At 65.6% G+C, this 11,584-nt stretch carries 13 protein-coding genes; 6 read left to right on the forward strand and 7 right to left on the reverse strand.

Annotated elements, in window-relative coordinates:
- Positions 1-49 precede the first annotated feature (49 nt).
- Both dprA and plsY read right to left on the reverse strand, forming a co-directional pair.
- Complete coding sequence (dprA, locus tag ATE64_RS05855; RefSeq protein WP_058456434.1) at positions 50-1,135, reverse strand: DNA-processing protein DprA; 1,086 nt, start codon at positions 1,133-1,135, stop codon at positions 50-52.
- Entirely contained in the window at positions 1,132-1,737 is a 606-nt protein-coding gene (gene plsY / locus ATE64_RS05860; protein ID WP_082657600.1) for a glycerol-3-phosphate 1-O-acyltransferase PlsY, read from the reverse strand. Before plsY ends, dprA begins: the two co-directional genes overlap by 4 nt.
- A 122-nt stretch (positions 1,738-1,859) precedes the next feature.
- Between plsY and murI the strand changes: the two genes are divergently transcribed.
- From murI to ATE64_RS05875, 3 genes are all read left to right on the forward strand, one after another.
- Positions 1,860-2,669 (forward strand): glutamate racemase, encoded by an 810-nt coding sequence (murI, locus tag ATE64_RS05865; protein ID WP_058456433.1) that lies wholly within the window; start codon positions 1,860-1,862, stop codon positions 2,667-2,669.
- A gap of 124 nt (positions 2,670-2,793) precedes the next feature.
- Positions 2,794-4,008 (forward strand): 5-aminolevulinate synthase, encoded by a 1,215-nt coding sequence (hemA, locus tag ATE64_RS05870; protein ID WP_058456432.1) that lies wholly within the window; start codon positions 2,794-2,796, stop codon positions 4,006-4,008.
- Entirely contained in the window at positions 4,005-4,694 is a 690-nt protein-coding gene (locus ATE64_RS05875) for a nitroreductase (protein ID WP_058456431.1), read from the forward strand. The genes hemA and ATE64_RS05875 overlap by 4 nt, the downstream gene beginning before the upstream one ends.
- Positions 4,695-4,697: 3 nt before the next feature.
- On the opposite strand, the gene ATE64_RS05880 is transcribed toward ATE64_RS05875, so the two are convergent.
- The 5 genes from ATE64_RS05880 to ATE64_RS05900 all read right to left on the reverse strand — a co-directional run bounded on the left by ATE64_RS05880 (position 4,698) and on the right by ATE64_RS05900 (position 8,795).
- Positions 4,698-5,288 (reverse strand): GNAT family N-acetyltransferase, encoded by a 591-nt coding sequence (locus tag ATE64_RS05880; RefSeq protein ID WP_058456430.1) that lies wholly within the window; start codon positions 5,286-5,288, stop codon positions 4,698-4,700.
- A gap of 34 nt (positions 5,289-5,322) precedes the next feature.
- Positions 5,323-5,961: a class I SAM-dependent methyltransferase gene (locus ATE64_RS05885; RefSeq protein WP_058456429.1), complete on the reverse strand. Its 639-nt coding sequence runs from the start codon at positions 5,959-5,961 to the stop codon at positions 5,323-5,325.
- A 2-nt stretch (positions 5,962-5,963) separates the two neighbouring features.
- Positions 5,964-7,184: a DUF3419 family protein gene (locus ATE64_RS05890; protein ID WP_058456428.1), complete on the reverse strand. Its 1,221-nt coding sequence runs from the start codon at positions 7,182-7,184 to the stop codon at positions 5,964-5,966.
- A 125-nt stretch (positions 7,185-7,309) separates the two neighbouring features.
- The gene (locus ATE64_RS05895; RefSeq protein ID WP_231729094.1) at positions 7,310-7,762 is read right to left on the reverse strand and encodes a hypothetical protein; all 453 of its coding nucleotides are present in this window, start codon (positions 7,760-7,762) and stop codon (positions 7,310-7,312) included.
- A 43-nt stretch (positions 7,763-7,805) separates the two neighbouring features.
- A complete protein-coding gene (locus tag ATE64_RS05900) occupies positions 7,806-8,795 on the reverse strand; it encodes a pyridoxal-phosphate dependent enzyme (protein ID WP_058456427.1) in 990 nt (329 codons plus the stop codon).
- Between the two features lie 65 nt (positions 8,796-8,860).
- Between ATE64_RS05900 and ATE64_RS05905 the strand changes: the two genes are divergently transcribed.
- The 3 genes from ATE64_RS05905 to ATE64_RS05915 are packed head-to-tail and all read left to right on the forward strand — an operon-like array spanning position 8,861 to position 11,513.
- Entirely contained in the window at positions 8,861-10,069 is a 1,209-nt protein-coding gene (locus ATE64_RS05905) for a saccharopine dehydrogenase family protein (protein WP_058456426.1), read from the forward strand.
- A gap of 53 nt (positions 10,070-10,122) precedes the next feature.
- The gene (locus ATE64_RS05910) at positions 10,123-10,473 is read left to right on the forward strand and encodes a DMT family protein (protein ID WP_058456425.1); all 351 of its coding nucleotides are present in this window, start codon (positions 10,123-10,125) and stop codon (positions 10,471-10,473) included.
- A 41-nt stretch (positions 10,474-10,514) separates the two neighbouring features.
- Positions 10,515-11,513 carry a N(4)-(beta-N-acetylglucosaminyl)-L-asparaginase gene (locus tag ATE64_RS05915; RefSeq protein WP_058456424.1) on the forward strand — a complete coding sequence of 333 codons (999 nt, stop codon included), beginning with the start codon at positions 10,515-10,517 and terminating at the stop codon, positions 11,511-11,513.
- Positions 11,514-11,584: the final 71 nt, after the last annotated feature.

Raw genomic sequence — 11,584 nt, forward strand, 5'->3', positions numbered from 1 at the left:
ACCGCGATGAGTTGTTAGAATAGAGCACGTTAGGCCGCTGTGCGGCCGATCACATCAACGAAACCCGTGCGCCGGCGTGGCGCGCGACGCGGCCCGCCAGTTCGAGCTCGAGCAGCACGAGCTGCACCGCGGCGGCCGGTCGCCCCGATTGCCGCACAATCTCGTCCACCGCGACCGGCGTCGGGCCGAGAAGTCCGGCAACAGCATCGCGATCCCCGTCCCCCGTCTCGACCACCTGCGCCATCTCGAACGACGCGCGCCGCGGTTCGCGCGCCATGCGATCGTCGATCGGACCCAGAGCCTCGAGCACATCGTCGACGGTCTGCACCAGCGTTGCGCCCTCGCGGATCAATTGGTTGCACCCTTGCGCGCGCGGATCGAGCGGCGACCCCGGCACAGCCATGACCTCGCGCCCGAAATCGCCCGCGCGCCGCGCCGTGATCAACGACCCCGAACGCGGCGCCGCCTCGATCACCAGGGTTCCGTGCGCAAGGCCTGCGATGATGCGGTTGCGCGCGGGGAAGTGCCGCGCCAATGGTTCGGTGCTCGGCGGCTGCTCGGCGATTAGCAATTGGTCGCTCGCGATCTTTTCCTGCAGCGCGGCATTTTCGGGCGGAAAAGCGATATCGATCCCGCTCGCGATCACCGCCGCGGTCGATCCGCCCAACGCACCGACATGCGCAGCGGTATCGACCCCTCGCGCCAGCCCGCTGACCACGGTCACCCCGCGCGCGGCAAGATCGGCCGCCATCTGCCGCGCAAAGCGGCACGCGACGGCCGAAGCGTTGCGCGCGCCGACGATCGCGACACACGGCTGCTGGAGCATAGCCATGTCGCCGCGCACGATGATCACGGGCGGTGCGCCCTCGGCCTCGCGCAGCAGCGCGGAATAGTCAGCGTCGTCGCTGAACACGTGCCGCGCGCCCAATTTGGCGACGCGCTCGATTTCGCGCTCTGCGAGTTCGGCGGAGGCGATGCGCGGTTTCCCTGCGCCGCCCCGAAGCACAAGGTCCGGCAACGCCTCGAGCGCCGCCTCGCCCGAACCGAAGCGCTGCATCAAGTGGTGCCAGCTCACAGGACCGACATGCGGCGTGCGGATCAAGCGCAGCCGTGCCAGCCGTTCGGCAAGCGTCACGCGGCTGTGTCCTTCTTTGCGCCGATGCGCGGCTCGGTCCCGGCGCGCAGCCGCGAGATATTTTCGCGGTGTCGCCACAGCACAATGACCGCCAGTCCCGCGAGCCCGATCGCATAGACCGGATAGCCGAGCGCCAGCGCGGCGACCGGCGCCGATACTGCCCCAACTATGCCGCCCAGCGAGGATATGCGTGAAAGCAACGCCGCCGCAAGCCAGACGACTGCAAACACAACGCCGATCGGCCACGCGAGCGCGAGCGACAGGCCAAGCAGCGTCGCCACCCCTTTACCGCCGCGAAATTTGAGCCACACCGGATAACAATGGCCGATCATCGCTGCAGCGCCCGCGATCATCGCACCGTCCTGCCCCAACTCGGGTACGAAATGGCGCGCCAGGAACACCGCGACCGCGCCCTTTGCGCCGTCGAGGATCAGCGTTGCCGCCGCCAATTCCTTGCGCCCCGTCCGCAGCACATTGGTCGCGCCGATATTGCCCGACCCGATCTGGCGCAGGTCGCCCGCGCCGAACAGCCGCGTCAGGATAATCCCGAAGGGGATCGACCCCAGCAAATAGCCCATCACGGCCAAGGCGATGATCGTCACGCGGCGCTCCCCAGCTTGCCGGACTCGCCTCCGGCTACGAGCGCCTTTTGGCGGCACCTGGGGCCGTGGGTCAACGCCAAGCTTGCCGTGCGGCGGGCGTTTGGCGTATCGCCGCGTCCGATATGGATCATTCCCCCGACCCGGACTCCCCCCTCCTCTTCTTCGACAGCGGCCTCGGCGGGCTATCCGTGCTCGGCCCGACGCGCGCGCTGCTTCCGACCGCACCCTTCGTCTATGCCGCCGACTATGCGGGCCTGCCCTATGGCAAGAAGACGAACGAGGAACTGGCCGCGCGCGTTCCGGCGCTGCTCGGCCGCCTTGTCGAGCGGTATCAGCCGCGGCTCGCGGTGATCGCGTGCAACACCGCGTCGACGATTGCGCTGCCGCACGTTCGCGCGGCACTCGATCTGCCGATCGTAGGGACGGTCCCCGCAATCAAACCCGCTGCCGAGCTGACCGAAACCGGCGTGATAGGCGTCCTCGGCACCGAGGCGACGGTGCGCCAGCCCTATGTCGACGATCTCAGCGCCAAATTCGCGAGCGACAAGACGGTGTTGCGCCACGGCAGCCCAGGCCTCGTCACGGGGGCCGAAGCGAAGCTGCGGGGCGATCCTGTCGACCCTGCCGTGATCGAGCGAGCTGTGGCCGGTCTGCGCGACCAGCCTGGTGGCGATGCGCTCGACGTCATCGTCCTCGCCTGCACCCATTTCCCGCTGCTCGAACAGGAATTGCGCGCGGCATTCGGGCCCGATGTCGCATTGATCGACGGCGCTGCGGGCATCGCACGGCGCGTCGCCCACCTCACCAAGGGCCAGTCCTGGCCCGCCGCGCCATCGCCGGGTATCGCCGTGTTCACCCGCAGCGAAGACCGCCCACCGCCGCCGCTGGCGGCGCTGGCGCCCTATGGCATCGGGTCGATCGAGACAATTTGACCCAGCTGCTGCGAATCGTTCGCACTGGATTTCGCGCCGTTTCGCGGTTATTGCGGCGCCGAAAACCGTCGCCGGAGGGAGCGGCGCCGAAAGCCGAACTGGCACCTGACTGCGGGGCTGAGACGTGAACTATAACGATATTTTCGCACGCGCGATCGACCGGCTGCACGAAGAGGGACGCTACCGCGTCTTCATCGATATTCTTCGCAACAAGGGCGCGTTCCCGAACGCGCGCTGCTTCGCGGGGCACAACGGGCCAAAGCCGATCACCGTCTGGTGCTCGAACGACTATCTCGCAATGGGCCAGCATCCCAAGGTCATCGAGGCGATGGAAGAGGCGCTGCACGACGTCGGCGCCGGATCGGGCGGCACCCGCAACATCGGCGGCAACACGCACTACCACATCGACCTCGAGCATGAGCTTGCCGACCTGCACGGCAAGGACGGCGCGCTGCTCTTCACTTCGGGCTATATCTCGAACGAGGCGACGCTCGGCACGCTCGGCAAGCTGCTGCCGAACTGCATCATCTATTCGGACGAGCTCAACCACGCCTCGATGATCGCGGGCATCCGCAACTCGGGCTGCGAAAAGCGCGTGTGGCGTCACAACGACCTCGATCATCTCGAGGAACTGCTCGCCGCCGACGATCCCGAGGCGGCCAAGCTGATCGCGTTCGAGAGCGTCTATTCGATGGACGGCGATGTCGCGCCGATCCACGCAATCTGCGACCTCGCCGAGAAATATAATGCGCTCACCTATTGCGACGAAGTCCATGCCGTCGGCATGTACGGCCCGCGCGGCGGCGGCATCACCGACCGCGACGAAGCCGCGCACCGCGTGACGATCATCGAAGGCACGCTGGGCAAGGCATTCGGCGTGATGGGCGGCTATATCGCCGCCGAAAAGAATATCGTCGACGTCATCCGCTCTTACGCGCCGGGCTTCATCTTCACCACCAGCCTGTCGCCGGTGCTGGTGGCGGGAGTCCTCGCCAGCGTCCGTCACCTCAAGGCGTCGAGCGTCGAGCGCGACGCGCAACAGGCAGCCGCGGCCTATCTCAAGCAATGCTTCCGCGACGCAAGCCTGCCGGTGATGGATTCGACGACGCACATCGTGCCGCTGATGGTCGGCGACCCGGTGCGCGCGAAGAAGATCAGCGACATATTGCTCGCCGAATATGGCGTCTATGTGCAGCCGATCAATTTCCCGACCGTCCCGCGTGGCACCGAACGCTTGCGCTTTACGCCCGGCCCGGCGCATGACGAGGCGATGATGCGCGAACTGACCGACGCACTTGTCGAAATCTGGGATCGTCTCGAGCTGCGCAAGGCCGCGTGACGAGCGCCCCCGGTTATGACGCGGTCGTCCGGGGCCGGCGCTCGATCCGCGGCTTCCTCGACAAGCCCGTCCCGAAACAGCTGGTCGCCGAGATACTCGAAGTCGCGATGCGCGCGCCCTCGTCGTACAACAATCAGTGCTGGAATTTCTCGGTCGTAACGGGCGCGCCGCTCGATGCGATCCGGCGCGGCAATACCGAGGGTATCCTGGCTGGCAAGCCCGACAGCCGGGAATTTCGCCGGTTCGACGGCGGAGCGGACATGCACCGCGCGCGTCAGATCGAGGTTGCCAAGCAATTGTTCGGCGCGATGGGCATCGCGCGCGACGACAGGGACGGGCGGCAGGACTGGGTGCTGCGCGGCTTTCGCCAGTTCGACGCGCCGGTCAGCATCGTCGTGACCTATGACCGCGTCCTCCTCGGCAGCGACATCGCGCCCTTCGATTGCGGCGCCGTCACCAATGCGCTGGTCAACGCCGCCTGGTCGCGCGGGCTCGGCTGCGTGATCAACAGCCAGGGCATCATGCAAAGCCCCGTCGTGCGCGAACATGCGCGCATCCCCGACGACCAGGTGATCATGATTTGCGTCGCGATGGGCTGGCCCGACGAGAACTTCCCGGCCAACGCGGTCGTATCGAACCGCAAGAGCGTCGAAGAAGCCGTCCGCTTCGTCGGCTTCGACGACTGAACATCAGGTCGGCTGCCGCATCATGCCCCAGAAATACGGGCCGCCGGGTACGTCCCACTCGGCCTGCGTAACGAAGCCGAGCCGCTCGTAGAGCCCCACATTTTCCGGCGTCGCGGTTTCGAGCCAACAAGGCAGCCCTTCGCGGTCCGTCACCGCCGTCTGCGCGCGGATGATCCGCCCGCCATGGCCTTTGCCCTGATGGTCGGGCCGGACGCCGACATAGTGGAGATACCAGAAGCGCCCCTTGGGCCGGTGCGCGTCGATGCTGCCCTGCACTTTCAGCCCGCGCGGCAAAGCTGTGCCGAAGGTCGCGATCAGCGGAAGGACGCTGCGCAGGAATTCGAGTGTGCCGCTGTGAGCCTGTCCGGGCGCGCGCCAGAGAGCGGCGGCCTCGTCGCCGTCCGACCGCAGCGCCACGCCCGCACGGAAATCGGCAGGCACGAGCACATGGAACAGGCTTCGTAGCGCCCGCGCGCGGTGATCGGGGTCGGGCAATATCCACGACAGCGCCGGGTCGGTCTGGAATGCCTGCGCCAGCGTCTCCATCACAGCGGGAAGCTGCACCCGCTCCGCCTGTCCGATCGTCTCGCCCATTCGCCCCTCCTTTTCGGAGGACGATAGCAGCAAATCAGCCGCGCGCGAGGCCGCCGCGGATCGCATAGCCGCGATAGAGGCTGCGGCAGTGGCCGGCGCTGCCCGTTTCTTTCGCCAGCGCCGCGATGACGCGGCCGAGCTCGGCGCGCGGCGCGACATGGAATTGGGCGAGCCAGCCGAACAGCGCGCGCCGCCAGAGCCCGGGCAACCGGTCCTGCTGGCCGAAGTCGACGACCTCGAGCCGCCCGCCCGGCGCGACGCAGCTTGCGGCCTGTACCAGCGCCGCCTTCCAGTCGGGGATCATCGACAGCGCATAGCTGATGAACACGCGGTCGAAGGTCGCGCGGCCGAACAGCGCCTGCGCGTCGAAATCGCACGCGTCGCCCTGCGCCAGCGTCGCGCTCGCACCGGCCTTGGCGACGGACGCGCGCGCGGTCTCCAGCATCGCTTCCGAAATATCGATCCCGAACAGCTGCGCCTCCGGCCACGCTTTGCCCACCGCGATCAGGTTGCGCCCGGTGCCGCAACCGATTTCGAGCACGCTCCCGCCCGGCGGCGGCGCGAGATCGGCGATCAACCCGTCGCGGCCGAGCAGATAATATTTGCGGGTCAGGTCATAGATATGCCGCTGCGTGCGATAGACGCTGTCCATCAACTCGCCATGCGCCGCCACCCTCAGGCGTCTTTCAACACATAGAGATGAACCCCGCCGTAGATCGCCGAGCGATCGCGGCGCGTGTAATCGAGCGACGCGTCCTCGCGATAGTCCCAGCGGCGCAGCAGATCGTCGGGGAGACGGCCGGGCAGCAGCGTCGGCTCGGCGGCAGTGCGGAAGAGAACCCGCGCACCCGGACGCGCCGTACGCGTGACTTCGGTCCAGAGGGCTGCGAGTTGCGCGTCGCTCATCCAGTCCTGCGCGTCGAGGAAGATATAGCGATCGAAGCTCGCAGCATCGTTCGCGGCGAGCATGTCGGTCATGTTCGCGTGCAGCATCGTCACCCGCTCGGCGCGCGCGCGCACCGCGGCATAATGACCAGTCTGCAGATAGGGCGGCAGCGGCGCTGCCTTCCCCTTGCCATAGGCGCGCCCGAACGCCTGCCAGGCGAAATAATTCTCCTCGAGCGGAAAATCGCAGGCGAGCTTCTCGAGCCGACCGCGCAGCACATCGGCCATCGGCTTGCCGTCGGCAAGTGCATCATATTGGGCTGGCGGGATGCCGAGCCCGAAGAGCGACGAGCGCTGGTCGGTGATCCAGCGGATCAGCTTGCGGTCGAAGAAGGGCGCGAATTTCTCGTCGAAGATCGCGCGCTGCTCCCCGATCGTCTTCGCGTCGAGAAATTGCTTCAGATCGATCCGGTGCATCCGCGCTATCAGATGCGCGAGCCCGATGAAATTGCCGAGTAGTCCGCGCTTGTAGAGGCCACTGGCGAACCCGTTGATCCGGCGGCGCCCGACGAGATCGCGGCCCTCCCAATAGCGGCGGCTCGTCTCGTCGAGATGCGGGCGGATGAAGGTGCGGTAGTCGGCGATATTGGCCACGCTGTCGGCTTCGGCGAAGAAGCGGCGGAAGCTCTCGTAATCGGGCAGCCGCTGCGCCGCGACGCGCTTCAGATTGTTGAGCGCGACATGCGCGGTGTTGAGGTCGACCGCGACGATCTCCGCCGGGTCGGCGGTCAGATAGGACAGCGCATTGCAACCGCCGCTCGCGATCGTCGCGATCCGGTTGCCGGGCTCGATCGCCAGCGCCTCCATGTCGACGACCGGATCTTCCCAGATCTGCGCATAGACCAGCCCCTTGAAAGCGAGCGCAAAAGCGCGGTCGAGCAGGCGCTGCTTCTGTTCGGCATCTTCGCGAACGACGGCGGCGGCGATCTTGCGATTGGGCTGGCTGGCCATAGGTCATGGTCTCCCGGAGAGAGGTGGATCCGGGGCCGCGCATGGCAGCGTTTGTTGCGATTCCCGCGTCGTTTCGATGACAAAACGGCGACAGTGTCAAAAAAGCCCTGTCGCCGTTTCGAAGATCAGTCGCGGCAGTAGCCCTCGCCCTCTTTGACGATCAGGCACTCCTTCTTGCCGGCGAGATATTTGAGGCCGGTTTCGTCACCGCTACCACGGCGGAGAGACAGCTCTTCGCTGCCGCGCTTGAACTTGATGCCATGCTCGCTGTCCTCGCCGTCATAGGTGCCCTTGGTGTCGAGGTCCGACTGCATTTCCAGCTTGTACTTGCCGGGCTCGGTGGGAGTGATCGTCGCGTACATCCCCTCGACGCCGGTCCATTTCCCGGCCCAGTCGGCAAAGCGGTGGGGAGCAGTTGCGGGATCGGTCGCCTCGGCTCCCTCGGCCGGAACGGTTTCGACCGGCACTTCCTCGGTCGTCGTCGGGGTATCGGTCGGCGCCGGCGCTTCGGCCTTCTCACATCCCGTCAACAGGACCAGCGCCATCGCGCTCGTCAGGATCATGCTCTTCTGCATCATACGTCTCCTTCTCCGTCCCAACGCTTGCGCCGCGACAAGTTTCCTATTCGGTAATAATCTCCGCGAATTTCAGCGGATCGACATTGCCGCCCGACAGCGTGACCAGCGTCGCATCGGTCACCGCGACCTTGCCCGCCACCACGGCCGCCAGCGCGGCGGCGCCACCGGGCTCGACGGCGAGATGCAGTTTTTCGAACGCTAGGCGCACGGCGTCGCGAACCTCGCTTCGCGTCACGACCACGCCCCGAACCCCACGCGCCTCAAGCACAGCAAAGTTGATCGGCCAGGTCTGGGGCGTCTGGAGCGCGTCGCATTCGGTCGGATAGGCAAGGTCTTCGACCGACAGGATTTCCCCCGCGGCGAGGCTGCGTGTGACGTCGTCCCAGCCCTCGGGCTCGACCGCCACAATCTCGGCATCGGGCAGCGCCAGCGCCAAACCCGCCGACAGCCCGCCGCCGCCGCAGCAGGCGATCACCTTGTCGGGTCCGTCAATCCCGCGCGCCTGCATCTGTGCTTTCGCTTCGATCCCCACGCTACCCTGCCCCTCGATGATCCACGGATCGCCATAGGCATGGACGAGCGTTCCACCGCGCTCGCGGAGCAACTTGGCGGCGACGACATCGCGCGATTCGGTCACGCGGTCATACAGAACGACCTCGGCCCCGAGTCTGCGCGTCGCTGCAAGTTTCATCGCGGGAGCATTGCTCGGCATGACGATCGTTGCCCGTATCCCCAGCCGCTTGGCCGCCCAGGCAACACCTTGGGCGTGGTTGCCGCTCGATACGCCGACAACGCCGGCCGCCGCCTCCTCAGGCGTGAGATCGCTCATCCGGTGCCACCCCCCGCGAATCTTGAACGAGCCGATCGGCTGCAGGCATTCGGCCTTGCACCACACGGTTTGGCCGTCGACTTCGAGCGGCAGCAGCGGGGTTTGCGGCAGCAAGGCAGCGACTTTCGCCGCCGCGCGTTCGACCCCTGCGAGTGTCGGTGCGCGGTTCGGATCGATCAGGGCTTCGGGGCTTTGCTGTGTCATCGCTTCGTCCTATAGGCCGCGGCATACAACACAAGCCGCATAGCTAGGCGCAGGAGATTTTTCACATGAGCAAGGTTCTGGTGATCGGCGCAGGCGGCGTCGGTTCGGTCGCGGTGCACAAGATGGCGATGAACCCCGACATCTTTCCCGACATCACGCTCGCCAGCCGTCGCAAGTTCAAGTGCGATGCGATCGCCGATTCGGTGAAAAAACGCACCGGCGTCACGATCAAGACCGCCGAGGTCGACGCCGACCATATCGATGCGACCGCGGCGCTGATCCGTCAGGTCGGTGCGACGCATGTCGTCAACCTTGCGCTTCCTTATCAGGACCTCACGATCATGGAAGCGTGCCTGTCGACCGGCGCGCATTATCTCGATACCGCAAACTACGAGCCGCGCGACGAGGCGAAGTTCGAATATCACTGGCAGTGGGCCTACCACGACCGCTTTAAGGATGCGGGGCTGATGGCGCTGCTCGGTTCGGGCTTCGACCCCGGCGTCACCAGCGTTTTTACGACCTGGCTGAGGAAGCATCATTTCGACCGCATCGACACGCTCGACATTCTCGACTGCAACGGCGGCGATCATGGTCAGCATTTCGCGACCAACTTCAACCCCGAGATCAATATTCGCGAAGTGACCGCGGTCGCGCGTCACTGGGAAAATGGCGACTGGGTCGAAACCCCGCCGATGTCGGTCAAGCAGAGCTTCGACTTCGAAGCTGTGGGACCCAAGAATATGTACCTCATGTATCATGAGGAGATCGAAAGCCTGAAGACCCACCTGCCCGAGATCAGGCGTATCCGCTTCTGGATGACCTTCGGCGATGCTTATATCCAGCACCTGACCGTGCTGCAGAATGTCGGCATGACGCGGATCGACCCGGTGATCTACGAAGGTAAGGAAATCATCCCGCTGCAGTTCCTGAAGGCCGTTCTTCCCGAGCCTTCGAGCCTCGGCGAGACGACCAAGGGCAAGACCAACATCGGCGTCATCGCAACCGGCCTCGGCAAGGATGGCAAGGAAAAAACGCTCTACCTCTACAATATCTGCGACCATGAAGACGCCTATGCCGAAACCGGCAATCAGGCGGTCAGCTACACGACCGGCGTCCCCGCGATGATTGGTGCCGCGATGATGGTAACCGGCACATGGTCAGGCCAGGGCGTGTTCAACATGGAGCAGATGGACCCCGATCCCTTCATGGACATGCTGAACAAGCACGGCCTGCCGTGGCAGGTGAAGGAACTGGACGCACCGCTCGATTTCTGATTGCTGCTGCGAGGGCCGGCCAGTGTCGGCGCCCGCGTCTGCAAGGGAATCCCATGACGGCCTATATCCTGCCCATCGGGCTGCTGTTCGTCTCGAACATCTTCATGACCTTTGCCTGGTACGGGCATCTTGGCGACATGTCGCGGCCGGCATGGCTGGCGGTCCTGATCGCGTGGGGCATCGCCTTTTTCGAATATTGCCTTGCCGTCCCGGCGAACCGCGTCGGTCACGCAGTTTATACGACCGCGGAGCTCAAGACGATTCAGGAAGTCATTACCCTGATCGTCTTTGCCGGCTTCGCGACCTTCTGGCTCGGCGAGCGGCTGACGGTGAACCATCTGATCGGCTTCGCGCTGATCTGCGGCGGTGCCTTCTTCATTTTCAAGGGGCCGATTGCAGCCTGACGCCCCGCCCGCTAGCCTCGCCGCGAGGGGGAGGACTGGCGATGACGGATAAGGCGATTTCGAGACGGTTTTTCGGCGCGGCAGCAGCGGGGCTGGCCGCGCTCGGGATTACAGGCGCCGCGGCGAAACCCGCCGCGCCCAAGGCCATTCCGACCGGCAAGCCCTTCATCCTGACGACATGGGATTTCGGCCCTGGCGCCAATGCCGTCGGCTGGCCGATGCTCGCAAGCGGCGCATCGGCAATCGACGCGGTCGAGGCGGCGATCAACCATGTCGAGCTGCTCGGCGACTATTGGGTCGGCGCGGGCGGTGTCCCCAACGAGGTCGGTGAGACGACACTCGACGCGATGATCATGTGGGGACCGACGCATGATCTCGGCGCGGTCGGCTGCCTCAAGCGTGTCAAAAAGGCGATCTCGGTCGCGCGCGCGGTGATGGAGAAAACGCAGCACAGCCTGATCGTCGGCGACGATGCGACCCGCTTCGCCGCGCGCATGGGCTTCACTGAAACCTCGCTGACCAGCGTGGTATCGCAGCAGGCGTGGGACAAGTGGGCCGCGAAGGGCGAAAAGACGGACGCCTTCGATCCCGAACCGATCCGCAAGGGAGACCAACTCGTCGGCCACGACACCGTCGGCAGCATCGCGCTCGACGCCGCTGGCAATCTCTGTGTAGGCTGTTCGACCAACGGGCGCGAGTTCAAGATTCCGGGCCGCGTGGGCGACTCGCCGATCGCGGGAGCCGGCGCCTATGTCGATCAGGCGGTCGGCGGCGCGGTCGCGACCGGCAATGGCGACGTCATGATGCGCTTCCTGCCTACCTATCACGCCGTCGAACTGATGCGCGGCGGAATGGCGCCCCAGGCCGCCGCCGAAGCGGCGATCAAGCGGATCGAGGATGCAGGCTACAGCATCGGGGGCGGCATCGCGGTGATCCGCCGCGATGGCGTGCATGGCGGCGCCAAAACCGGATGGGAGGACACACCTTTCAGCTATTCGGTGCAGACCGCGGCGGGCAACGTGAAAACCCCGGTGTCTTGAAAGCGGCCCGTCGCGCCTTCACCTTGCGCTCCGCGGATCCGATCCGCTTTCATCATCCCGCGAAACACTCT

Origin of the sequence: Sphingopyxis sp. H073 (assembly GCF_001468395.1) — a bacterium.
Taxonomy (GTDB): Bacteria; Pseudomonadota; Alphaproteobacteria; order Sphingomonadales; family Sphingomonadaceae; genus Sphingopyxis.